General features: G+C 49.3%; 22 protein-coding genes and 2 riboswitches. Of the genes, 12 read left to right on the forward strand and 10 right to left on the reverse strand.

Annotation, left to right across the window (positions count from 1 at the left end; translation table 11 throughout):
- Nucleotides 1-142 precede the first annotated feature (142 nt).
- Nucleotides 143-245, forward strand: a riboswitch (SAM riboswitch).
- 238 nt (nucleotides 246-483) lie between these two features.
- On the forward strand, nucleotides 484-1,281 hold the full coding sequence (locus ACNA6I_RS18235; RefSeq protein WP_048007112.1) for an alpha/beta hydrolase: 798 nt from the start codon (nucleotides 484-486) through the stop codon (nucleotides 1,279-1,281).
- 89 nt (nucleotides 1,282-1,370) lie between these two features.
- Nucleotides 1,371-2,753, forward strand: coding sequence for a M28 family peptidase (locus ACNA6I_RS18240; protein WP_416313937.1), 1,383 nt, complete (start codon nucleotides 1,371-1,373; stop codon nucleotides 2,751-2,753).
- A 38-nt stretch (nucleotides 2,754-2,791) separates the two neighbouring features.
- Here ACNA6I_RS18240 and ACNA6I_RS18245 read toward each other — a convergent pair whose 3' ends face one another.
- Both ACNA6I_RS18245 and ACNA6I_RS18250 read right to left on the reverse strand, forming a co-directional pair.
- Complete coding sequence (locus ACNA6I_RS18245; protein WP_048013323.1) at nucleotides 2,792-3,205, reverse strand: VOC family protein; 414 nt, start codon at nucleotides 3,203-3,205, stop codon at nucleotides 2,792-2,794.
- 288 nt (nucleotides 3,206-3,493) lie between these two features.
- On the reverse strand, nucleotides 3,494-4,741 hold the full coding sequence (locus ACNA6I_RS18250; protein WP_048013322.1) for a DUF5068 domain-containing protein: 1,248 nt from the start codon (nucleotides 4,739-4,741) through the stop codon (nucleotides 3,494-3,496).
- A 402-nt stretch (nucleotides 4,742-5,143) separates the two neighbouring features.
- On the opposite strand from ACNA6I_RS18250, the gene ACNA6I_RS18255 reads away from it, so the two are divergent.
- Entirely contained in the window at nucleotides 5,144-6,847 is a 1,704-nt protein-coding gene (locus tag ACNA6I_RS18255; RefSeq protein WP_416313938.1) for a M3 family oligoendopeptidase, read from the forward strand.
- A 76-nt stretch (nucleotides 6,848-6,923) separates the two neighbouring features.
- Here ACNA6I_RS18255 and ACNA6I_RS18260 read toward each other — a convergent pair whose 3' ends face one another.
- Nucleotides 6,924-8,309: a DUF2254 domain-containing protein gene (locus tag ACNA6I_RS18260; RefSeq protein ID WP_251527417.1), complete on the reverse strand. Its 1,386-nt coding sequence runs from the start codon at nucleotides 8,307-8,309 to the stop codon at nucleotides 6,924-6,926.
- Between the two features lie 229 nt (nucleotides 8,310-8,538).
- A riboswitch (SAM riboswitch) is annotated at nucleotides 8,539-8,643 on the forward strand.
- Between the two features lie 105 nt (nucleotides 8,644-8,748).
- Here ACNA6I_RS18260 and ACNA6I_RS18265 point away from each other — a divergent pair.
- A complete protein-coding gene (locus ACNA6I_RS18265) occupies nucleotides 8,749-9,990 on the forward strand; it encodes a homoserine dehydrogenase (protein WP_082139659.1) in 1,242 nt (413 codons plus the stop codon).
- A gap of 11 nt (nucleotides 9,991-10,001) precedes the next feature.
- Nucleotides 10,002-11,213: an aspartate kinase gene (locus ACNA6I_RS18270; protein ID WP_053072524.1), complete on the forward strand. Its 1,212-nt coding sequence runs from the start codon at nucleotides 10,002-10,004 to the stop codon at nucleotides 11,211-11,213.
- Here ACNA6I_RS18270 and ACNA6I_RS18275 read toward each other — a convergent pair whose 3' ends face one another.
- Together ACNA6I_RS18275 and ACNA6I_RS18280 are read right to left on the reverse strand one after the other, a co-directional pair.
- Nucleotides 11,214-11,708 carry a L,D-transpeptidase family protein gene (locus tag ACNA6I_RS18275; protein ID WP_048014585.1) on the reverse strand — a complete coding sequence of 165 codons (495 nt, stop codon included), beginning with the start codon at nucleotides 11,706-11,708 and terminating at the stop codon, nucleotides 11,214-11,216.
- 100 nt (nucleotides 11,709-11,808) lie between these two features.
- Nucleotides 11,809-12,405, reverse strand: a complete 597-nt coding sequence (locus ACNA6I_RS18280; protein ID WP_416313939.1) for a spore coat protein — start codon at nucleotides 12,403-12,405, stop codon at nucleotides 11,809-11,811.
- A gap of 148 nt (nucleotides 12,406-12,553) precedes the next feature.
- On the opposite strand from ACNA6I_RS18280, the gene ACNA6I_RS18285 reads away from it, so the two are divergent.
- The 3 genes from ACNA6I_RS18285 to ACNA6I_RS18295 all read left to right on the forward strand — a co-directional run bounded on the left by ACNA6I_RS18285 (nucleotide 12,554) and on the right by ACNA6I_RS18295 (nucleotide 14,999).
- Entirely contained in the window at nucleotides 12,554-13,183 is a 630-nt protein-coding gene (locus tag ACNA6I_RS18285; RefSeq protein ID WP_416313940.1) for a LysE family transporter, read from the forward strand.
- A gap of 60 nt (nucleotides 13,184-13,243) precedes the next feature.
- Nucleotides 13,244-13,972 (forward strand): YqcI/YcgG family protein, encoded by a 729-nt coding sequence (locus ACNA6I_RS18290; RefSeq protein WP_048007102.1) that lies wholly within the window; start codon nucleotides 13,244-13,246, stop codon nucleotides 13,970-13,972.
- Nucleotides 13,973-14,054: 82 nt separating this feature from the next.
- Complete coding sequence (locus tag ACNA6I_RS18295; RefSeq protein ID WP_048014589.1) at nucleotides 14,055-14,999, forward strand: arginine deiminase family protein; 945 nt, start codon at nucleotides 14,055-14,057, stop codon at nucleotides 14,997-14,999.
- Between the two features lie 68 nt (nucleotides 15,000-15,067).
- Here the strand turns inward: ACNA6I_RS18295 and ACNA6I_RS18300 are convergent, their stop codons facing one another.
- Entirely contained in the window at nucleotides 15,068-15,445 is a 378-nt protein-coding gene (locus ACNA6I_RS18300; protein ID WP_048007100.1) for a winged helix-turn-helix transcriptional regulator, read from the reverse strand.
- Between the two features lie 138 nt (nucleotides 15,446-15,583).
- Here ACNA6I_RS18300 and ACNA6I_RS18305 point away from each other — a divergent pair, with 138 nt between their 5' ends.
- Entirely contained in the window at nucleotides 15,584-16,564 is a 981-nt protein-coding gene (locus ACNA6I_RS18305; protein WP_251527430.1) for a zinc-binding dehydrogenase, read from the forward strand.
- 104 nt (nucleotides 16,565-16,668) lie between these two features.
- On the opposite strand, the gene ACNA6I_RS18310 is transcribed toward ACNA6I_RS18305, so the two are convergent.
- Nucleotides 16,669-17,403 carry a sugar phosphate isomerase/epimerase family protein gene (locus tag ACNA6I_RS18310; RefSeq protein WP_252265046.1) on the reverse strand — a complete coding sequence of 245 codons (735 nt, stop codon included), beginning with the start codon at nucleotides 17,401-17,403 and terminating at the stop codon, nucleotides 16,669-16,671.
- Between the two features lie 16 nt (nucleotides 17,404-17,419).
- On the reverse strand, nucleotides 17,420-17,860 hold the full coding sequence (locus ACNA6I_RS18315; protein WP_048007097.1) for a MarR family winged helix-turn-helix transcriptional regulator: 441 nt from the start codon (nucleotides 17,858-17,860) through the stop codon (nucleotides 17,420-17,422).
- 182 nt (nucleotides 17,861-18,042) lie between these two features.
- On the opposite strand from ACNA6I_RS18315, the gene ACNA6I_RS18320 reads away from it, so the two are divergent.
- Nucleotides 18,043-19,230 carry an MFS transporter gene (locus tag ACNA6I_RS18320; protein WP_048007096.1) on the forward strand — a complete coding sequence of 396 codons (1,188 nt, stop codon included), beginning with the start codon at nucleotides 18,043-18,045 and terminating at the stop codon, nucleotides 19,228-19,230.
- A 48-nt stretch (nucleotides 19,231-19,278) separates the two neighbouring features.
- Here ACNA6I_RS18320 and ACNA6I_RS18325 read toward each other — a convergent pair whose 3' ends face one another.
- Nucleotides 19,279-20,475, reverse strand: a complete 1,197-nt coding sequence (locus tag ACNA6I_RS18325) for an MFS transporter (protein WP_416313941.1) — start codon at nucleotides 20,473-20,475, stop codon at nucleotides 19,279-19,281.
- Nucleotides 20,476-20,598: 123 nt separating this feature from the next.
- Nucleotides 20,599-20,910, reverse strand: a complete 312-nt coding sequence (locus tag ACNA6I_RS18330) for a winged helix-turn-helix transcriptional regulator (protein ID WP_048007094.1) — start codon at nucleotides 20,908-20,910, stop codon at nucleotides 20,599-20,601.
- A gap of 146 nt (nucleotides 20,911-21,056) precedes the next feature.
- On the opposite strand from ACNA6I_RS18330, the gene ACNA6I_RS18335 reads away from it, so the two are divergent.
- Nucleotides 21,057-21,431, forward strand: coding sequence for a DoxX family protein (locus tag ACNA6I_RS18335; RefSeq protein WP_048013312.1), 375 nt, complete (start codon nucleotides 21,057-21,059; stop codon nucleotides 21,429-21,431).
- A gap of 15 nt (nucleotides 21,432-21,446) precedes the next feature.
- Entirely contained in the window at nucleotides 21,447-22,298 is an 852-nt protein-coding gene (locus tag ACNA6I_RS18340; protein WP_416313942.1) for a VOC family protein, read from the forward strand.
- Nucleotides 22,299-22,412 lie beyond the last annotated feature (114 nt).

Consider the following 22,412-nt stretch of genomic DNA (forward strand, 5'->3'; position numbering starts at 1 on the left):
GGATCATTGGGGGTAAAGATGTTGAGCCAATCTTACAGTGTTAAACCCAACCTGTCAAGTGGGGATTTGGTTTTAATTCATAGTATTGCTGTAGGATTTATGGTTGACAAAGAGTGAATTGTAAGATAATTTAGTCTATACTACCTTATAAAGAGTCGGGGAAGGAATCTGGTCCAACGATCCCGCAGCAACCTCCAAGTGGAAGGTGCTCATTCCAGCAGGCTTCACCGCCTGGCAGATAAGGAGAGAGTAACGTGCATCTCCTTATGGGAGATTTTTTTTGTATATAAACCCGATTAAAACGATTGGATTAATCAGTCATACCGCTGTGACTACTTTTAAATGTCAGGATAAAGGAGGGAGCGTCCGTGTTAAGTAGTTTGGTAAGGAATCAGGTACAGGATCTTTGCACACGGGAATCAGACCTTGAGGGTACGACAAAGCGTAGGAAAAAACCATACCAAGGAAGAAGGAGAGGGTAAGATGAGTTGGTATACATCCATTCCATGGGAGGGTAGCCACCTTCCAGCAGCCATACAGTATCCCGCCACGCGCCTCGGCATCCACCCTGCCGTCATCATCTGTCATGGTTTCGTCGGTTCAAAGGAGGGGGTGGATCGATTATTCGTGAAGGCGGCGAATGAACTCAGCGCAAGCATCGTCGTTCGTTTTGATTACGATGGCTGCGGAGAAAGCATGGGGGAGTACGGCTTGAATACAAAGGATCGCTTCATTGCACAAACGAAGGCCGTCATCGGATTTGTGAAACGGTTGAAAGGGGTGGACCCTGAAAGCATTGCCTTGATCGGACACAGCCTCGGGGGTGCAGTAGCCCTTGAAGCTGCCATCGAAGAAGAGGTTCGCCACCTCGCCCTCTGGTCGGCGGTCGGATCTCCGCGAAAGGATCTCGGGCGCATTATCGGCGACGAAGTGGAAGCAGCCGTTTTGCAGGACGGGAAGGCAGATTATTTGGGATATGAGCTGAGGCGTGATTTCCTCACGACCCTTCAAGGATGGGACCCGATACGACGAGCAGGGGACTATAAGGGCAATGTCTTTCTCGCCCATGGTGACGGTGATGAAGAAATCCCCGTTGACTATTGTTCCCTTTATCATTCAGGCTTTTCCAACCGGCCGTCAGGTAAGGTGGAAAAGATCATCATTCCGAATGGTACCCATACCTATTCTTCTTCACATGCTTTTCAAGCACTGCTTGATTCCACCCGGAGATGGCTCTTACAGGTGCAAGATGTAGGATATGATCGTGCGACCGGTCTATAAATAGTAGTTTTCTACCGGTTATTCCTACTCTTTCAATTAATGACAAAATATTGGTATTATTCTATTAAATTAGCAGAGGAGGAAACCGTTTGAAAAAATCTGTCGTATCCATTGCACTTGCAACGACCCTGTCATTTGGCGCTATCGGACTTCAACCAGCCATTGCAGGGGCACCTGAATCAGGAAGGGAACTCTTGCAAAATCCGCATGAGCGGAACTTGATCAAGAAAATTGATTCGGAGCGAATCTATCAGACGATCGACCATCTTCAACAAACCCCCAGGGTGGCCGGGACAGAATCCGAGGCAAATGCCATCAGGTTTGTAAAACGACAATTTGAATCGTACGGGTATGATGTGACCCTTCAACCCTTTACCTTTATAGGGTACACGGCACCTACTGCAATCGAACTTTCAGGGGTGGAAGGCGAGTGGGCTCCGACTGCATTCACCTACTCGGTCAGTGGTGATGTGTCAGGCGAGCTCATACCTGCAGGACTTGGAAGAGAAGCAGACTTTGATGGATTAGATGTAAATGGGAAAATCGTTCTTGTCCAGAGAGGGGAAATCACATTTGCACAGAAGATCATCAACGCTTCCGAAGCAGGAGCGGCAGGGGTCATCATCTATAACAATACGGATGGAGAACTGAGCGGGACTTTGGGAGAACCGGATGATCGCTACATACCGGCCATCACCCTTTCCAAGGCTGAAGGAGAAAAACTGACCAGGCATATCGGAGAGACCGTCCGGCTGACGATCGAGGGGGCTGAAACATCTGAGCGTACCTCTCATAATGTGATTGCTAAAAAGGCACCGGTCAATAAGAAAAAAGCCACGGATGATGTGCTCATCATCGGAGCCCATCATGATTCAGTAGAAGGTGCTCCGGGCGCGAACGATGATGCCTCGGGAACAGCTGTCACCTTGGAACTGGCTAAAGTGTTCAAAAATGTACCGACAGATACAGAAATCCGCTTCATCACATTCGGTGCTGAAGAATTGGGTCTGCTTGGGTCTTATCACTATGTAGACTCCCTCCCGCAAAAAGAACGTGACAGGATTATCGGGTACTTCAATCTCGACATGGTGGGAAGCAGAGATGCAGGTGATCTGGTCCTTCGCACACTCGACGGGAGTCCGAACCTCGTAACGGAGCTATCACAGGCAGCGAGCGAACGTTTGAATGGATTCCCGACGCCGATCGGTGAAGGCGGAAGGAGTGATCATGTTCCGTTTGCTGAAGCGGGAATCCCTGCGGGAGCCTTCATCCACAGTCCGTTTGAGCCATGGTATCATACTCCAGAGGACACCATTGATAAAATCAGCAAAGCGAAGCTGCAGGATGTGGCTGAAATTGTAGGTGCTGCGGTATATGAACAGGCCCGTCCTGATCACCAGGGTCCAAAGCCGAAGCCATCTTCTAAAGTGAAAGCATCAAAAGATTCCGTCCATGAAAAGAATATAAGATAATCAAATAGCCTGCTGGCCGATCGGCCAGCAGGCTTCTATCATTCTTCGTAGTTGAACTGCCACTGGATGCCGAACTTGTCTGTGACCTGGCCGTAGAGGGGGCTCCAGAACGTTTCCTGCAGTGGCATATCAACCTTGCCATGCTCTTTAAGGCGATCGAAGAGTGCGGTGAGCACTTCTTTATCGTCTTTGACAATGGCTAAAGTGATGTTATTTCCTTCAATGAAGGGTGTGCCGGGGAAAGTGTCTGAAAACATGATCTTTTCGCCGTCGATGACGATATTGGCATGGAGGATCAGTTCCTTTGCTTCTTCCGGGAGGGGGAAATCAGGGCTTGGCGGGGCTTCCTTGAAGGTCATGATGTGCGGGGGTTCTGTGCGGAAGACATCTGCATAGAAAAGGACGGCTTCGCGGCAGTTTCCATTAAAGTTGAGATAAATGTTGATCGACATGTAAACACTCCTCATTGTATAGGGTAGATAACGCTTACAAAAATGATTATACCATGGCGGGTGTGGAGTGGATATGAAAAGAAGAGCCTGGGACAAAAGTGTTTTTGTCATAGTAAAACCCGAATTCATTTGCTTAGGATCTGGCAAATGAATTCGGGTTTTTCGTTTGTTTCATGACCATTACGATTTCATCGTTTCCAGCGAATGCACGGAAATCATGAGCGGTATTAAGAACCTATACTGATCGTGTTCGTCAGTAAATGGACCCTTTTCGTTTTGTGCCATTTTTCATTGTTTCGGTACATCAAATGACAGTTCGTTTTTCAACAGGTCTTTTCCATCTTGATTGGTGAGGTGAGTCAGTCGGAAGGTGAAATCCTTCGCTTCTCCGTAGTCGCTCTTTTCCTTCATGAGGTAAACGAGGTACTTCTCACCGGTTTCCCCAGGTTTGATGCTTCCCGTATCAAAAGCAAGGGAACCTTCATCAAGGTATTGCACCTTGTCGGTAGATAGGAACGTGCTGAACTGGTCAAGGGTAATGTCAGCATCTGTGTTGTTTTTCACTGTGACTTTAACAGTGGCAGCCACGATGTTTTCGTCACCGAATCCTGTGAAGGCATCCTGGTAGCTTTCCGTCGGCGTCAGCTTCGTGAATTGCACGCCATCGAGTGTGACGTCCACCTTTTCACCTGTTTCGGTTTTGCCGATGGATTCATTTTTGGCGAGCATCTCTTTTTCTGCTACATTGTCTTTCAGGATGCTGTCAGGGTAGAATTCCTTGGAAACAGCCGATTGCTTTTCAGCATTTTCTCCCGAAAGGGGAAGGTCAAAGACTTTTTCATCGCTGACTTTCTTCGAGAAATCCTTATCGGCAGAGCTTTGGGCGACACGAAGCTTCACATTGGCATCCTTAAGTGTCTCGTATTCCTCTTTCGTCAATATGTATTCAAGTACGCCTTCTTGCTTTTCGCCTTTTTTGTAGTGAGCGGGGTCATCCACGGTGCCGTCCATCTCAGGGCGAAGCCTGACTTCCCTTGAGTAGTCCAGTTTCATCATATGGGTATCGAACTGATCCGTGCCGAGAATATCCGGGTTGTTGAAATAGAGATCTCCATCGGTCTGATTGTCGATGCTTCCATTCATGGATACGATATACGCTTCATCTCCATCGAATTCACCAGCAGGAGCATTGGTGACGTGAACCACTTGATAACGGTCGACCATGAAGGACATTTTATTCGATTTCAATTCTATGCCTGGCTCTTCATTTTCATAGACGACATCCAGGGTGGCGTCTGGAAGATTTGCTTCGAGATCAGGATTGATCAAGCCTGATTGTGATTGGTTTGAAGAAGAATCCTTCTTCTCCAATTTTGCTCCTGAAGTCTCTTTCTCTGTTTCTTCCTTCTTTTCTGCTTTTTGTTCGGATTTTTTATCATCATCTGTTTTCTTTGCTGCCGTGTCGCTGTTTCCACATGCTGTGGTCAGTGCGAGCATACCGGCGATCGTTCCTGCCAATATCCATTTCTTCTGCATGCTATGACTTCCTTTCTAGTTTGAACCTCTAACAGTATAAGGGAAATCTCCAAAATCTATCAATCATCATTATTCAACCGTTCTCCATTCCACAAGGGAGAAATAGGTAAAACCACCTTGAAGTCAATCAGGAAAAAAGTCCCTATCATAAAACTTAAGTGGTAACTGCTATTATGGTAGAACGCTGGAAATCAATAAGGACAGCGATTTCCATATAAACCCTTATACTGGAATAATTGTGATAGTAAAGATGATTTCCCTTTTACTGCCTATACCTGGTTCTTTCGATCTGTTTTTTCCCATTTCTTACATTTTATAAACCTAGGTTGGTAGATTTGTAGAGAATTTGAACTCATATGGATTTTAATGGTAAAGTAGAGGGAGTCAAAAGGGGGAGAGGAAATGTCTAACGTATATGTAGAAACCCATGATATGAGAGATACAGCAACGATGAAAACGAGATTCGAAGAGTTTCTGGCTGCTCCGTTCCATACGGTGCAAGAGGTGGAAGATTGGTTGAAACAGGTGTCGGATTATCAGGATGAACTCCGGGAAGCCATGGATGGCCATTACATCGATTTCCAGACGCACAATCAGGACAAAGAGGTTCAGGAAACGTATCAGTTCGATCAAGAGCATGTGCTTCCCCTCCTTAAGAGGTATGAGGCACAACTGGATCAAAAGTTGTTATCAAGTCCACATGCATTGGACAACAACGTGTATGGGCGCCTGATCAGGAGTAAACAAACGGCTGCAGAGCTTTACAGGGAGGAGAATATCGATCTTGAAGTGAAGGAGGATCGGCTCGCCACTCGATACTTTGAACTGACGGGTGCTCTGACGGCAGAGTGGGAAGGAGAGCAACTGACGATTCCCCAGCTGTTTCCACTGCTCGAAGATCCGGATCGAACCAAACGTAAAAAGGTCTACGATCAACTATTCGGTGCCCTAAGCGGGGTAGAAGAGGAACTGCAGGCAATCATGGATGAGCTCATGGTGATCCGCGAGCAGAAGGCTGCCAACAGCGGGCTGGCGAACTACCGGGATTATATGTTCAAGAAATACAATCGTTTCGACTATACACCAGAAGATTGTAAGGAACTGGCGGATTCAATCCGTGAGCATGTTGTTCCGGCAATCGGAAGGATCTTGTCCAAGAAAGCAGAAGAGCTGGGTGTGGAATCCATCCGTCCTTATGACCACAGGGCCGTTCCCCTGGATAAAGAGCCACTGCGGCCATTCAAGACGGGTGACGAACTGGTGGAGAAGACCGGACGCGTATTGGGCGAGATTTCCCCTCGATTTTCTGAACTTATCCACCTGATGGATACAAAAGGGCTGTTGGATCTTGAGACCAGGAAGAATAAGTCCCCGGGAGGATTTTGTGAGTCGCTTCCTGTTTCCGGCCTGTCGTTCATTTTCATGAATGCTTCGGGCACCCATGGGGATGTGACGACCTTGATCCATGAAATGGGGCACTGCATCCACAATGATTTCAAGCGGACGCTTCCACTCGCTTTTGACCGGGCCACCCCGATGGAATCGGCTGAGCTTGCGAGCATGGGGATGGAGTTATTGTCCATGGATCACTGGGATCATTTTTATTCCGATGAGCAGGTGCGTCAGGCCAAGCTTGATATGCTGAGGGACATCATCCAATTCTTCCCGTCAGGAATCAGGGTCGATGAGTTCCAGCACTGGATGTACGAGAACCCTGGTCATTCCAAGGAGGAGCGATCAGAGGCGTACGGAAGGATCGTAGACAGCTATCTGTCGTCGGAAGAGGATTGGAGTGGGTATGAAGAGGTGAAGAAGAAGCAATGGCTCTTTGTCCTTCATATCTTTGAGGTCCCTTTCTATTACATCGAATATGTCATTGCCCAGCTTGGGGCTTTGCAGCTCTACAGGATTTACAAAGAGGACCCGGATCGGGCAATCGAAGGATACAAGGAAGCGCTCCGCCTCGGGAATACGGCTTCCCTATCTGACGTGTATGAAGCGGCAGGACTCTCATTTGATTTTTCCGCTGATATGATCAAGGGGCTTGTGGCGTTCGTGGAAAAAGAGATTGCCGAGCTTGAAGGTTCAACCGTGAAAAATTCATGACATGATAAAAGAACCAATTGGATGCGGATTTACAGCTTCCAATTGGTTCTTTTTGTATGCGTACGCGAAGCTCCGGTTAAACGTTCCGATTGGCATCGGGATAGAATTTTTGGTGGATGTGTTGGTACTCATCGGTATGACCGGTGATCTTGGCAAGGATTTTCAGTTCGGTGAGCAAGAAGGTTTTATCAAGTTCATAGATGACGGCTTCTTCTATATGATCGATGGTGTTGGCGGCGAAATCCCATAGGCATTGATGCCGTTCGCGAGGCAAGGTTTCTGAAAGGCGGGAAAGTGCTTTGACGATATCCGTGATGATCAGATGGTTACCTCTGGCATAATGCCGTACGTATCCGAATCCTCGATACAGGTAATAATCAAAGTCTTCAATCTCGAGAATGACCCGGACATCATCATCATCGTCAATCAAATAAGGGGAGAACGATAGGTGATGATTGATGGTGAGCATCAGGTCTGTAATCTGATGGATCGTATTGGACGCCGTTTTCGGATCGTCATTGCCGAGAGATTTGATGGCCACTTCTGCCAGTTTATGCATCCCCATTTGAAGATCCTGTATTTCTGTTTCCTTGTGGCCGATTTCGATGAGGGCCAGGTATTGTTCCTGGTCGACCTTTTCTTCATCCGCTCCGTACAGGCAGATAAGGTCGTTGCCGCAGAGGACGAAATCGCCGATCTTGAAGTGCAGGCGGACGATGATCCCGTCCTCCCGGGCTTTCTCGATCATGGAGTGGAAGTCGATGAGCTGTACGTAGCCCGATGCTTTTGCTTTGACATTCAGGCACTTGCTTTCATCCAGTTCGAACCGGGGATGATCATCTTTTGTCCGGTGGCACTCCAGATCTTTTTTGAGTGTTTGATTGATCATGACTTCGGATACCTTCTTCATGTTGTAGGTGATATTATGTACCTGCATCCACGTGGAGGCGTGATTGATGAAGAAGATGAAGGTGATGGCTGCGATGAAAGCGACAATGACGGTCAAGACGGGTGCGGCGGTGAACATTTCTTTCTTTGAACTTCCGATGAAGAGGAAGATGAAGAGTACAAAGACAAAGCTCCCATTGAAGATGCCGAGCGCGTGCTGGGTCTTTTTATCGGAAATGAAGTTCAGCAGCATGCGGGGCGAGAACTGTCCGCTGAACGTCGTAAGGACGACGAGGAGGGAGTTCAGTGTAAAGGCGCTCAGCGTGAGCACCCCGCCGATCAGGGTGCTGACAAGCGTCCTGGTCACCGATGCATCCATGCTGAAGAGCTTGGGAACATACTGGGACAGCTCCACCTTCAGGTCAAGGAACAAGGTGCACGCCACAAGCAGCAGGGACAGGCAGATGTAAAGGAAGGGCATGAACCAGATGGTGAGCTGGATTTCGTGAGCCCGCTGTCTTTTGGACATGAGCAGGTACTTTTGTACGTCGTTTGGAAGGAATTTCTTGAACATGATGTAACCCGATCCTTTCTGAATGATGTTGAGTAGTCATCTGTTTCCCTACATGTCCGGGTTAAAACATCCAATTAGGTATTTAAAATAAATCTTTTTCTCCCTGTATCAAAAGGGGCGAAAAAGGGTCTAATTATCAGAAAAGATAAAAAATCTATTGACGTGAAGACCGGATTCCCTATATAATCCTACTCATACTTATTGACTGAACAATTCAGAAAAACACACACTCTTATCTAGAGCGGCGGAGGGAATAGGCCCGATGAAGCCCGGCAACCTGCAATGATGAAAGGTGCCAATTCCTACAGATCGATGGTGATCTGGAAGATAAGGGGAGGAGCCTGCCTGATAAGCCCTCTTCTTAACCATAAGAAGGGGGCTTTTTTCTATCCCCGGCCATCGTTCAACCAAGTCATTCAACCCTTTAGGAGGAAGAACCATGTCAGAACTGCATGTAGCACTACTCGGATTCGGAACCGTCGGCCAGGGGGTGTACGAAGCCCTGGACACACATCGAGAAAGGATCAAGGAGATCACAGGAAAAGAGGTGCGGATCCGTGCCATCTTGATCAAAGACCCCTCAAAGGAAAGACAGATCGATCCAAGCATCAAGGTTACGACGGACTTTGACGAAATCCTTGAAGAAGAAGGGATCAATGTGGTCTTCGAGGCGATTGTCGGCGAAGAGCCTGGATACACCTATCTCAAGAAGGCCATCGAAAGGGGAATCCATGTAGTGACTGCCAATAAGGCGATGTTTTCCTCCAAGGGTGAGGATCTCTTGAGGCGTGCGCGTGAACGGGGAGTAACAGTCGGATATGAAGCGACTACGGCAGGAGGGCTTCCCATTATCGGGGCCATCAGGCAACTATTGAATGTGAATGAAATCACACATATCCAAGGCATATTGAACGGAACCTCCAATTTCATCCTTTCCCAAATGAGGAAAGAAGGCGTGTCCTTTGAGCGTGCCCTCTCCACTGCACAGGAAAAGGGATACGCAGAGGCAGATCCCACAAGTGATGTGGAAGGGCAGGATGCTTTCTATAAACTGATGATCCTAAGCCGCGCTGCTTTTGGTAGTCAACCTGATTGGGAAGCGGTCCCGAGAAAGGGCATCACGGATCTGACAAGTGATTGGCTGCAGGCTGCCGAATCTTTCTCACTCCGGTTCAAGCATATCGGGTCGATTCAAAGGGAAGGAGAAGACATCTGTGGAGCAGTGGAGCCGGTATTGGTGAAGGAGTCCCATCCTTTCTACGGAGTGGAGGATGTTGAAAACGTCGTGTCTGTAAAAGGGAGCCTGGTCGGAAGGGTGACCCTGTCCGGACCGGGAGCGGGCAAATTACCGACGGGAAGTGCCATGGTGGAGGATTTTCTATCCTTGATCGAAGGGAGATACGCATCATCTGGAGCACATGCCAGGGTAGGAGTCGAAGCCCTAACCGGCCGGGATGGCGAATGGGTGGTGAGGACTCTGGATGAAGCATTACCGGAATGGGTGGCACGATTCGATCTATTGGATCGCATCAAGCTCAACGGCCACCTGTATCTCTTCATCAGAGGAAGTGAAGAAGCGTGGGATGCGGTGAAGCATGCGGATGAAACGCTGCAACCCTATCCTGTGTTGAAAGAACTTCCCCTCGAATCGAGCCTGAGAAGGGAAGCATCGGTGCGTTAACCATTTACTAAATGAAAGAAGGGGACATGGTGGAGATCATCGTACAGAAATTCGGAGGCACTTCAGTGGGATCGGTGGAAAGAATCAAGCGGATGGCCCAACATGTCATCCGTGAGAAGCAAAAGGGAAAAGAGGTGGCGGTCGTCGTGTCCGCCATGGGTGACACGACCGACCATTTGACGAAGCTCGCGAGCGAGATCACGGCCCATCCCCCAAAACGGGAGATGGATCTCCTGTTATCCACAGGTGAACAGATCACCATTGCCCTCTTGACCCTGTCGATTCAAGAGGCAGGATTCAAAGCCGTCTCCCTTACTGGGCGGCAAGCGGGGATCAGAACAGATGGCGTCCATGGGAAGGCCAGGATAAAAGGAATTGACCCATCCCGGGTGAGGGAAGAGCTCCGTAGAGGAAGCATCCCCGTTGTGGCAGGATTTCAGGGAATCACCGATACGGGGGAAATCACGACCCTTGGAAGGGGAGGGTCCGATACAACGGCGACGGCACTTGCTGCAGCACTTGGTGCGGAGCGCTGTGATATCTATACGGATGTAGATGGAATCTATACGACCGATCCCCGGGTTGTTCCCGCTGCGACGAGAATCCCACATCTTACCTACCGTGAGGTTCTCTGTCTCGCCGATTCCGGGGCAGCCGTCATCCATCCGAGGGCCGTCTTTCATTCAAAAAAGAGCAGGATCCCGTTCCGCATCCTTCCGGGCTTGATCAAAGGAGAAGGGACACTCGTAGATGACCACATCCATATCGCTGATCGGGGCCATGCCGTCGGTGTTGCGTTCAAAGATGAGGTCGTGTCCATCAGCATGGAGGATGCTGCTTACGGGTTGGAATCCCTTCTTAAGGAATCCCTGGAAGTCATCCACGTAAAACCAGATTTGCAATGGAAGGGGCAGGATCTGACCTTGACGGTTGATGCGTCTGACCGGAGCGACGTTGAGCATCTGTTGCGCGATCTTGGCCAGGAATACTCGAAGAAGATGGAGCAGGCAAAAGTGACCATCGTGAAATCTCCCTGTTCAGACATACTGAGGTTCGGGGTGAGATCCACTCTTGATGATTCCGGAATTGATGTATTCTCCATCCATGAAGATCCGGAGAAGGTAACGGCCCTTATCGGATCGGAGGATATTTATAGAGCTGCTGACGTGCTCCACACGTTTGCCGGTCTCGATGCTTCCGGGGCCAAAAGGGTCGTGAGGTGATCAAGGGGTGATCATCACGGGTGTCCCGACCGGTATGGTCCCTGCAAGCTCCTCCACGTCCTTATTCTGCATCCGAATGCATCCAGCCGACACCGCTTTTCCAATCGAGCTTGGATCGTTGGTTCCGTGGATGCCATAACCTTGCTTCGACAAGCTCATCCACATCGTCCCGTATGGACCACCTGGATTAGGAGATTTGTTAATCACGATGAATTCACCGATCGGGGTTTCATGGAGCATCCTTCCTACGGCTATAGGATATTGCTTGACCAGTGCCCCGTTTTTATAAAGGCGGAGCCACCGTTTATTCACTGAAACCTCGATCCTGTATGGGATGGTATGGGTATTCGGGATGCCCGGAATGACGATGGGCTGACCGGGGTAGATCGCTCCCGGGCTCACACCGGGATTGGCATCGATGATGGTCTTAAGGGGCTTACGGAAATCGGTGGCAATCTGATACAGCGTTTCTCCTGTTTTGACAATATGGATCAACGAAATACACCTCCATGCCTTTTTATCAACCATCCTATGTCCGGATGGGTGGGCATGTGAAAAAAATCCCGTCCTCGATCAGCAGGACGGGATTTTTTGATCAATGTTTTGTTTGACTGGCAGGGCCATAGCTTTGAAGCATAAGGGCCATGTCCTGAGCCTGTAGCTGGGGCACCTGGTAGTACCCGTGTTTATTCTGATAAAGGAAAATCTCATAGCTCATCTCGATGAAGTTCGGCACGCTGTCGGCCACCACTCTTCTCAGAACAGGATTGGTCATTTCAAGGGCCGTCATCGCAAGGAGCGAGGCAAGGGACTTGGTCTGACCGAGCATGTAGGCGGATAATCCATTATCCGATAGATCCTGTACGGATGCATTCGGCTTTTTAGGAGCTCCTGCCTTGATTCCATATACTGTCTGATGGTCTTGAGTCATCTCGTATACCTGTGTCGGAATCGGAGGCTTGCTTCCTGTTGAGAAGCTTTCGACAATGGTGTTATACAGGGTTGTTACAAATGCGGACTGACGATGAAGGATATCCTTCAGGGCAGGATCCTGGATATGGGGCTCATACATTTGGTACTGATCAAGCATGGAGATGATGCCTGCGATCACTTCGTGGGCGTCAAATAGTTCATGCCCCCCATGATTCGGTGGTGTCTGCGTGTGTGGCTGATTGAAGGACTGTTGGTCCATTGTGTATCCCTCCTGGTAAAATGTCATTCGCATATTAGTATGTACAGAGCCTGGGGAGCCATACCAAGCAGATCCCTCCCAATATCCATGACTATTTCGAGACAAGCCCGAATACAATGGAAGAAAGACGTGGTAAAGGTGGGCATTCATGAGTATTTTCTTAAGTTATATCTTCCTCGGATTATCTTTGTCTGCGCCGATGGGGCCGATCAATGCGGCTCAGCTAGACAAGGGGATACGCTATGGGTTTTGGCATTCATGGCTCGTAGGCGTTGGAGGCATGGGAGCCGACGCCATCTTTATGCTTGCCATTTACTTTGGCCTTGCACCGTTCATCGACACGCCGATCATCCAGTTGATCCTGTGGATGTCAGGAGCATTCATCCTGATCTTCACCGGTATTGAAAGTGTTGCGAAATCCCATGAGCTCACTCAACCGCAGCAGGGGGAGGAGGGGGAATCCAAGAAGAAATCACTGTGGACAGGATTCATCATGGCTCTCTCCAATCCTCTCAGCATCATCTTCTGGCTTGGGATATATGGCTCGATCCTTGCCCAGACCACTACTTCATATGGGACAGGGCATCTCCTCTTATATAGCCTGGGGATCTTTATCGGTATCACGATTTGGGATATCACCATGGCCTTCATTGCAACGGGCGCTAGGAAATACGTACATCCCGGTGCCCTTCGCTTCATCTCAATTCTCTCTGGGGTCGTCATGTTCGGTTTCGGCATTTATTTTGCGATTCGGGCAGCGGCTGTATTGTTCGCCTAGACAGACACCCAGTTCCTGAACGTTACATATCATGTGGTGTATTTCCGAGGGGGGACACCGATGATTGTGACAAGAGAGTGGATCGAAGGAAACAAGGACTCCATGAAGGGATGGGAGCAGGGGGCGTTCGACTATTTCAGGGCAATGATGGAAGACCGGAATCAGCCATACCCTTGCGTTCCGGGAATTCAAGGATTTCAGAAAGATATGTTAAGGTATGGATTCGCTTCCGGTGAACCGGAAACGGCAGGGGGAGAGCTCGCTTCCATGTTGTCAGAGTATACCCGCACCTCGAGATCAGCCGGGAACTACACCTCCCTGGTCGTATTTTTCGAATGGCAGGAAGGGACTGTGGATGGATTCAGGGATCGGTTCTGGGCGCTGTTGAATCAGCTTTATGCAGATGACCCCATCCCATGGCCGGAAGGCATTTCAGAAGACCCCGCCCACCATTCATGGGAATTCTGCCATCACGGAGAATCGTACTTTGCATTCTGCGCGACACCTGCTCATGAGAAGCGGAAGAGCAGGCATTTCCCCTATTTCATGATGGCCTTTCAGCCTCGATGGGTGTTCGAGGATATTAATTCCGGAACACCCCTCGGTCAAAAAATGAAAAAAGTCATCAGGGATCGTCTTGAGAAGTACGATGAGGTGGCGGTGCATCCCAGTTTGAAGTGGTACGGTCAGGAAGATAATTTTGAATGGCAGCAATATTACTTGGGGGATGACGATACTTCACTTGGTAAATGTCCGTTTTTGAATAGCTTGAAAGCCGCGAAGAGATGAGGATGCCTTGTCTCTTTTTTTTGTATGGGCAGGTCACACAAAGGGGAATCTAATGAGCATATGAAGTGATGGAGGCAAAGACATGGATAACATACAGCCAAGATGTGAGAATGAATTCGGGGAATTGAAGACCGTACTGGTTTGTTCGCCGTCCGTCCTGGACGTTCCCGACCAAAAAACAGCGGATTATGTACAGTGGGAGAAACCCGTAGACCATGACATCGCGTTGGAGAACTTCCTTGCAATGAAGGGAGCGATGGAATCCGAGGGTGTCAAGGTCATTGATTACGCGGACTATCTGAAGGAGGAAGAGGCCGCTCTCAGTCGTCAGCTGATCAACCGCATCTTTGTGCGGGATCTTGCCTGCGTGTTTCGTGACCGAATAATACCGGGAGATGCCGGGACATCGATGAGGGCACCCGAATATATCCATTCCCATCGTCTCTTCAGTGAGTGGTTCGAACCGAAGACCTTCCGGATCGAGGATAACAATGAACTGAAGGCATTGGAATACGGAGACCTCATGCTGCTTAATAAAGACGCAATCCTTGTCAATACCGGTCTAAGGACGAGTATCGAAAGCATCGAAGCCGTGCAGGGGAAGATGTTTGCCGCAGGCTATAGCGAAATCGCCATCATCGATCTCCCGCGGAGAGGTGATACCCTTCATCTGGATATGAACCTCAATGCGGCCGGTGAAGGGGTGATCGTGGCCAAGGGGTATATGCGCTTCCTGCCAGTTCAGGTCGTCCATGAGGGGGGATCCCATTACTATATGCTGGGGGATTATCTGACCCGGCACGGTTATGACATCCTTTGGACCGATGACGTGTCCCATACTGTAGCGGATATCAATTTCCTGAATCTGAATCCTGAAACCTTGCTTGTCTCGACGAAAATGAACAGGCATATCCTGAAGGACCACCCGAAGCGAAAGAAATTACGCATCATCGAGGTGGATGTGAATGAATTGGAAAAAGGTGGCGGGGGAATCCGCTGCATGACTCTTCCTTTCGTACGCCTGTAAGTTCTACAGCATTCAACATGTTTCCCGGGAAATAGACGTTGAATGCTGTCATTTATTCAGACCTGGGATCACGGCTGTTTTCCCATGAAATCATACGTAGTCCAGCAGCGGTTCATGTTGATGCCCTTCTCCTCCGCATAGTCATCTCCCCATCTGCACATTTCAAAAAGGGTTTTCTGAAGTTTTTTTCCGAGGTCGGTCGTAGCATATTCCACTCGGGGAGGGACTTCCTGGAATACGGTCCTGGATACAAGTCCGTGGGCCTCCAGCTCCCGTAATTGCTGGGTGAGCATTTTCTGGGTGATGTCGGGGATGGATCGCCTCAACTCATTGAATCGTTTGTCCCCTTCGTTCAGATTCCACAAAATCAATACTTTCCATTTCCCTCCGATCAACTCAATGACCATGTCGATGGCACAGTGGTAGTCCTGCTGAAGTTCTTTCATGGTGTTTTTCCTCCCTGTATGGTTTCCATTCGGTAACTGGGGCACGGAATAGTGCCTACTTGCCGTCTGGTTGGACAGTATATATTATATACCTAGAAGCACTCAGTTCATAGCATGAAAATGAAGGAGGAATTATAGATGAAAGCACTGCTGTTAAAAGGGAAGAATCAATGGGAAGAGATGAAGGTGGAAGAAGTGGATCGTCCCTCACCAGGAAAAGGAGAAATCCTTGTGGAAATCCATGCGGCAGGATTGAATCCGGTGGATTACAAAACGGGTACCAATGGAAACGCCGCCTGGAGCTATCCTCATATCCTCGGTCTTGACGGGGCGGGGGTTGTGGTTGAACTTGGGGAAGGCGTTGAGCATTTGAAGATAGGGGACCGCGTCCTTTATCACGGAGACTGGACCAAGAAAGGTGCATTTGCTGAATTCAGCACGGTGAAAGCGCACACGGTATCCATTATTCCGGATTCGGTTTCATTCGAAGAAGCAGCCGCATTGCCGACTGCCGGATACACAGCCTACCAGGCCCTTCACCGGAAATTGCCACTGGATCAAATCCAGACGATCCTGATCCACGGAGGAGCAGGTGGCGTCGGTGGATTCGGCGTCCAGCTTGCGAAGCTTCAAGGAAAAACGATCATCTCCACGGCGTCTGAACATAACCATGAATATGTGAAATCCCTTGGAGCGGATTACGTCGTCGACTACAAAAAGGAAGATGTCGTGAAGAAGGTGAGGGAACTGACCGATGGACGCGGAGTTGACGCAGTAGTGGACGCCGTCAGCAGGCAAAGTGCCACGGAATCATTGGACATGCTTGCCTATATGGGGCATATCGCTTACATCGCCGGGGCCCCCGACCTTTCTGGCGTGTCCTCATTTTCCATCGTGCCATCGGTGCATGAAATTGCCCTGCAGGCAGGTCATCATGCGGGAGATCTTCACGCCGAAAAAGATTTTGCAGTGATCGGCGATGCACTTCTAGACCTTGTGGCAAGCGGCAAGATCGATCCCATGCTGGCGGAAACCATCGGCTTGGAAGAAGTACCAGGCGCCCTTAAACGTCTTTCCGAGCGTCATGTAAAAGGGAAGATCGTGGCATTGATCAAGTAAGTTGCACGAGAGCGACCCCGGCCCCTGCGGCAGGGGTCTTTTTTATGTGGGCCTGTCCGCAACAAAAAAAAAAACCTGCCGCGATGCAGCAGAATTCTTTTTTGTTACGTTAATCCGATTTGTATTAAATAGTCCATGCTCTTCCTTACGCTTTCGATCGGGCTCGTCTTCGAGGCATCCTGTTCGACGATCCACCATTGGATGTCAGCGCTCTCTCCGGAAGCGAAGACGGAATCCAGGTCAACGCCGCCTGTCCCGAGTTCTGCGAAGAAGCGTTCACCATCCGTTGTCATATCCTTCAAGTGGACGAGGGGAGGATTGTAGCGCTCGATCCACTCAGAAGGACGTTCCCCGGCATATGTCAGCCAGTAAATATCAAGCTCCGGCTCTACCTGCGTTTCTTCCAATATGGAAGAAAGGGCCGGGCGTCCTTTATATTCTGCCCGCACTTCAAAATCGTGATGGTGATAGCATAGAGTAAGGCCCGCTTCATGACATCGTTTGCCGATGGCATTCAGGTCTGAGATTAAAAGAGCATAGTCCCGCTCCTCCTCAGTCAGATAAGGGCATACAATAAACGTCACACCGAGCTCCAGTTGCTCCTCCAAGGTCTTCTCCAGATCATTCCGCAGATCTGCGAGGGGCACATGGCTGGAAACGGCCTGTAGTCCACAGGATTGAAGTGCCTCCTTGACCTCCAGGATACCCAGCCCGCCGTGACCTGCAAGCTCGACTCCGTCGAACCCCATCTCAGCCACTTTTCTCAATGTACCTTTGAAATCCTTCTCCACTTCCTCCCTCAGCGTATACAGCTGCAGGGCAACAGGTATTTTCCTCAAGGTTCCGCCTCCTCCTTCAGTCCGTCCTGTCCCTCATATTCTGATTGATGAGTTGAAGGACTTCCTTATACACTTCTAACTTCTCTTCGGGAATCCCTTTCAAAATCTGATTTTCAAATACATCTTCTATGAATGGGGTGAGTTCTTGCTGGACGTTCTTCCCTTTTTCCGTGATGTGGATGAGGAATGAGCGGCGATCGTCGACGTTCTTTTTCTTTGAAATCAGATTTTTGCGCTCAAGGATATCGAGGATTCTTGTGACGGTAGGCTGATCTTTGTCGGCAAGCTCTGCTAATGTTTTCTGACTGATACCGTCATTGGCTGCCAGGCGTTTCAGTACGGTCCACTGCTCCGGCGTAAGATCAAATTCCTTCAAATGGACGGTAAGATACCGGATGACGTTGCGAATGGTATGACTCGTATTCAAACCGATGGATTCATCAAAAGTCGTGTTCATTTTTCATCACCTGCTAGTAGTAGATTCTTGCCTCTATCATAACGTAAAAGTGAATGAGGAAGGGTAATTTTATCATAGACGTAAGTAGTTGTCATGGCAATTATGTTTACAAATTCACAAATGCGCGTTATAATTAGCATGACATTAATTAAGTATATTAAATAATAGTAAGGAGAAATGTTATGAATAAGCCAATCTGGACGCGGCCATTCATCATGACCGTCATTAATAACTTCTTTATGTTCCTCGTCTTTTATTCGTTGCTGACCATACTGCCGGTATATGTACTGGATGATCTTCATGGAAATGAAGGCCAGGCAGGACTCGTGACAACGATTTTCTTGATTGCAGCCATCATCGTCCGTTTATTTGCAGGTAAGATCCTTGAGGTGTTCGGTAAGAGAAAAGTACTTCTCGCCGGCATTTTTTTATTTTGTATCTTTACGTTCGTTTACCCATTCGTCAATAGCTTCTTCCTATTGATGGTGTTGCGTTTTGTACACGGGATCTTTTTCGCCCTGTGTTCGACCGTCCTCATGACGCTTGCAGCGGATATGGTACCGGCGGAGCGCAAAGGGGAAGGGCTCGGCTATTTCGCCATGTCCATGAACCTGGCCGTAGTTGTAGGACCATTCCTATCACTGGCCCTGCTTCAGATCCTTCCGTTTAAAATGATCTTCCTCGGTCTTGCGGCCGTATTGCTGATCGGCTTCGCCTGTTCGTTCGGGATCGAAGTGGTGGAAGAAGAGAAAACGAAGGTATCGCCGAAAGGTCGCATGACCCTCGAAGATATCTTTGAATTCAAGGCATTACCGATCGCATTCGTAGGATTCTTGACGTCCCTCGCCTATTCAGGGATCATGTCGTTCATCTCGGTTTACGCGAAATCCCTTGGCCTGTTTGAATCAGTCAGCTTGTTCTTCGTTGTGTTTGCAGCGATCATGCTGCTCTCAAGACCGTTCACTGGCCGACTATTCGACCGTTCAGGTCCAAGTGCCGTCATCTACCCGTCCCTTGTGATCTTTGCCATCGGGCTGTTCATGCTCAGCGTGACGCATACCACTGGCCTGCTGCTGGTTTCCGCCGGATTGATCGGTCTTGGATATGGGGCACTTCTCCCAAGTTATCAGACCATGGCGATCCAGAAAGCACCTAAAGAACGGACCGGGCATGCCACGTCTACATTCTTTATCATGTACGATCTTGGAATTGCCATCGGTTCATTCGCTCTCGGAATCGTCTCATCCCATCTCGGTTATTCTTCCCTTTATGTGGTATGCGGAAGCATCATCATCATTACGATTGCTGCGTACGCATTTGTCTCGAAGAAACGCCGTGGACGTCAGCTGGAAACATCTGAAGCTTCATAAGAAACAAGAAAGACTGGAGCCCCCGCAGAGGAGGCCCCAGTCTTTTTTTTATGCTTCGATTTCTTGTGTCTTTCCCTCTTGCAGTGCCTTGAATCTCATGTAGAAGATCGTGGTCATGATCAGGGAGAATCCTCCGAACAGGACGGTCATGACCGGCAGCCCGACAAGATCGAGGAGCAGCCCCGTCATCAATAGGACAACCTGGAAGGCCATCCGGTCGAGCATGTTCCGGAACGAGAAGAACCTTCCGTGATAGTCCTTCGGGATCCGGGTCTGGAAGATGGTGGCCGCCGTCGGGAAGAAGCAGCCGACGGCAAAACCGAAGATGATGAACGACAGCACCGAAAGTACCGGGTTCCCGGCAAAGTACAGAACCAACTGGGCAATCCCGATGATGAATGAGAAGGTGAACAGGATCCTGTAAGGGGAGATCTTTTCCCCGATTCGCTTCACGGCAAAGGCGCCGATCATGAACGAGAGGCCCTCAGCCGTATAGATCCATCCCTTGATGGCAGTACTGTCCTGGATTTCGCTGATGTTGATGACCATCAGATTGAATCCCCCGATGAAAAGGAGGGGGATGAGGGTCATGATGAGCGTCATGGAGACGATGGGAAGGTTCTTCAGCACCGGGAAGACTTCTTTAAATCCACCTGCTTTCCCTTTTGCCATCGTTGATGTCTCTTCTTCCTGGAATGAAAGGAACCAGGTAAGGCCGAATAGGATGGCATACGCCAGGAGGGAAAGGATATAGAGCATATAGAGGGGCATGATGACGAGGAGCACGCCCCCAAGAGCCGTCCCGAGAATCCTTGAGAGGGTGGACACATTCATGTGGACCCCGTTCATCTGCAGCAGCTCTTTTCCCTTTACGACCATGGGGATCGCTGCCTGAAGCGCAGGGAAATAGAAAGCCGCCGACAGCTGGATAACCATGAGGAAAACGACCATCCACAGGACGGACCCGGTCTGGATGGCGATCAGCATGAACACTACGCTCACCACCCGGATGAAACCTGCAGCCAGCATGACCGTTTTTTTCTTCATCCTGTCAATCAGCTTCCCAGCATAGGGGCCGACGGCGAGACCGGCAAGCAATCCCGAAGCAAGAATCAGTGATTTCATGAAATCTGACGGTACTTTTTCCTGCATGAACTCGAGGTTCCCGATGATCCCGAGCCACAGCCCGAGTCCTGCGATGAACTCACCGCTCAGCAGGATCCATACGTTTTTGTTTTTCCACATACGCAACCTCCTTCCGTTATTTCGCTCCTCTAAATATACACTGGAAGGGCTATGTTTGGAACAAGTATTTTCATGTTTATGAACCTTATGACAAACAAAGAGACAGGGAGCCCCTGCCTCTTTTTATAGGTCGATCCAGTCCTGGGACCATTTCTCGATCCCCTTCATGAGGGGTTCAAGGGAATACCCTTTTTCCGTCAGGGAGTATTCGATCCTTACGGGTGTCTCGGGGTATACGGTTCGTTTGATGATTCCTTCTTCCTCAAGATCCTTCAGTCTTTCCGAGAGCAGTCTGCCGCTTATCCCGATGGCATCTTTGATGGCACTGTTCCGCTGAGGACCGTTCAATAGCTGATAGATGATCAAGGTCGTCCATCTTTGACTGAGGATACCGATCGCTTTCTCAAATCGAGGACAAATTTCTGATTGTTTCACAGCCTTGCGCCTCCTTCTATATGCCTAGTATACCACATTTGAAGTTTTTTAGTAATTTATTTACTTGACATAACTTAGTTATTTAAGTAAAGTGAGTTACATAAAGTAACCTTATGGTTTAGTACAACAAGGAGGAACAGATCTTTATGCACTCAATCGCTTCATTCATTTTACGTATCGTTCTTGGATTTACATTTTTTGTCCACGGGCTGGATAAATTTCAGGGAGGGCTCTCCAATACTGCGGACTTCTTCTCGAGTATGGGAATCCCGGGATTCATGGCCTATATCGTAGCAGTCATCGAGCTAGTGGGAGGCGTGGCCATGATCCTCGGGCTTGGAACAAGAATCATCGCCGTCCTATTTACCTTGGTTATGCTCGGTGCCATCGTGACGGTTAAATTTTCTGCCGGTTTTGTGGGAGGCTATGAATTGGATGTGGCCCTGCTGGCCATGTCGGTTTACTTCATTTTATCAAGTCAATCTGCTTTTGCATTAGATAATCGCTGGAAGAAAGCATAGAGGAGGAACAGCGCAATGGGATTTCATGAATCTCCGAATACGTATGTTGGGAATGTGATAATCAAGGTGACAGATCTGGAGCGCTCGCTCTCGTTTTACAAAGAGGTCATCGGTTTTGATGTTTTGGAACACGGCGGCCATAGGGCGGTCCTGACCGCTGATGGGAAGGTGCCCCTTCTCACGATCATCCAGCCGGAAGGAGTGCAGGCAAAACAGGGGAGAACGACAGGGCTCTATCATTTTGCCATCCTGTTGCCTTCACGGAAGGAACTGGGCAAGAGTCTCCATCATCTTCTCGCGTCCAACATCCAACTCGGATCAGGGGATCATGAAGTCAGCGAAGCCCTATATCTTTCTGACCCGGACGGCAACGGAATCGAAATCTATCGCGACCGCCCATCATCCGATTGGGTATGGAACGGCGATCAGGTCAGGATGGGTACCGAGCCTGTGGATGCACGAGCCGTCCTTGCTGAATCAAATGACGAGCCGTGGACGGGTCTTCCTGCCGAAACGGTCATGGGACATATCCATCTCCATGTAGACGACCTGAAGGCAGCCGAGGCGTTCTACCATGACGGACTCGGATTCGATGTCGTCACCCGCTACGGGGGCCAGGCGATCTTCATGTCGACAGGGCGCTATCATCATCATATCGGACTGAACACGTGGAACGGGACAGGAGCGCCGCGTCCGGCAGAGAACCAGGTTGGCCTGGATGCCTATACGCTCATATATCCATCTCAGTCCGCGCTCGATGAAGCGGCAGCGAACCTCCGGGCAATCGGAGCGAAGGCAGACGTGTCCGAAGATGGGTTCCTGACCGAAGACCCGGCAGGTAATAAAATCAAGTTGATCACCATCTAAGAAGAAGGGTCTCCCGCACTGTACGGGAGCCCTTTTTTTGGTTGAACTGATATGAGCAATTCCGTGTTAAACCACTCATGAAAGTGGGATAATGATACAACAAGAAAGGGGCGT

Origin of the sequence: Rossellomorea sp. FS2 (assembly GCF_047915635.1) — a bacterium.
Lineage (GTDB): Bacteria > Bacillota > Bacilli > Bacillales > Bacillaceae_B > Rossellomorea > Rossellomorea marisflavi_A.

What these genes read in the sequence shown, in the direction of transcription:
- ACNA6I_RS18245 (WP_048013323.1), bottom strand. Translation starts at nt 3,205, where the DNA reads ATGTCGATCAACATTTATCTCAACTTTAATGGAAACTGCCGCGAAGCC.
- ACNA6I_RS18260 (WP_251527417.1), bottom strand. Translation starts at nt 8,309, where the DNA reads ATGTTCAAGAAATTCCTTCCAAACGACGTACAAAAGTACCTGCTCATG.
- ACNA6I_RS18265 (WP_082139659.1), top strand. Translation starts at nt 8,749, where the DNA reads ATGTCAGAACTGCATGTAGCACTACTCGGATTCGGAACCGTCGGCCAG.
- ACNA6I_RS18300 (WP_048007100.1), bottom strand. Translation starts at nt 15,445, where the DNA reads ATGAAAGAACTTCAGCAGGACTACCACTGTGCCATCGACATGGTCATT.
- ACNA6I_RS18320 (WP_048007096.1), top strand. Translation starts at nt 18,043, where the DNA reads ATGAATAAGCCAATCTGGACGCGGCCATTCATCATGACCGTCATTAAT.
- ACNA6I_RS18255 (WP_416313938.1), top strand. Translation starts at nt 5,144, where the DNA reads ATGTCTAACGTATATGTAGAAACCCATGATATGAGAGATACAGCAACG.
- ACNA6I_RS18335 (WP_048013312.1), top strand. Translation starts at nt 21,057, where the DNA reads ATGCACTCAATCGCTTCATTCATTTTACGTATCGTTCTTGGATTTACA.
- ACNA6I_RS18235 (WP_048007112.1), top strand. Translation starts at nt 484, where the DNA reads ATGAGTTGGTATACATCCATTCCATGGGAGGGTAGCCACCTTCCAGCA.
- ACNA6I_RS18315 (WP_048007097.1), bottom strand. Translation starts at nt 17,860, where the DNA reads ATGAACACGACTTTTGATGAATCCATCGGTTTGAATACGAGTCATACC.
- ACNA6I_RS18295 (WP_048014589.1), top strand. Translation starts at nt 14,055, where the DNA reads ATGGATAACATACAGCCAAGATGTGAGAATGAATTCGGGGAATTGAAG.
- ACNA6I_RS18270 (WP_053072524.1), top strand. Translation starts at nt 10,002, where the DNA reads ATGAAAGAAGGGGACATGGTGGAGATCATCGTACAGAAATTCGGAGGC.
- ACNA6I_RS18305 (WP_251527430.1), top strand. Translation starts at nt 15,584, where the DNA reads ATGAAAGCACTGCTGTTAAAAGGGAAGAATCAATGGGAAGAGATGAAG.
- ACNA6I_RS18325 (WP_416313941.1), bottom strand. Translation starts at nt 20,475, where the DNA reads ATGTGGAAAAACAAAAACGTATGGATCCTGCTGAGCGGTGAGTTCATC.
- ACNA6I_RS18250 (WP_048013322.1), bottom strand. Translation starts at nt 4,741, where the DNA reads ATGCAGAAGAAATGGATATTGGCAGGAACGATCGCCGGTATGCTCGCA.
- ACNA6I_RS18280 (WP_416313939.1), bottom strand. Translation starts at nt 12,405, where the DNA reads ATGGACCAACAGTCCTTCAATCAGCCACACACGCAGACACCACCGAAT.
- ACNA6I_RS18340 (WP_416313942.1), top strand. Translation starts at nt 21,447, where the DNA reads ATGGGATTTCATGAATCTCCGAATACGTATGTTGGGAATGTGATAATC.
- ACNA6I_RS18285 (WP_416313940.1), top strand. Translation starts at nt 12,554, where the DNA reads ATGAGTATTTTCTTAAGTTATATCTTCCTCGGATTATCTTTGTCTGCG.
- ACNA6I_RS18290 (WP_048007102.1), top strand. Translation starts at nt 13,244, where the DNA reads ATGATTGTGACAAGAGAGTGGATCGAAGGAAACAAGGACTCCATGAAG.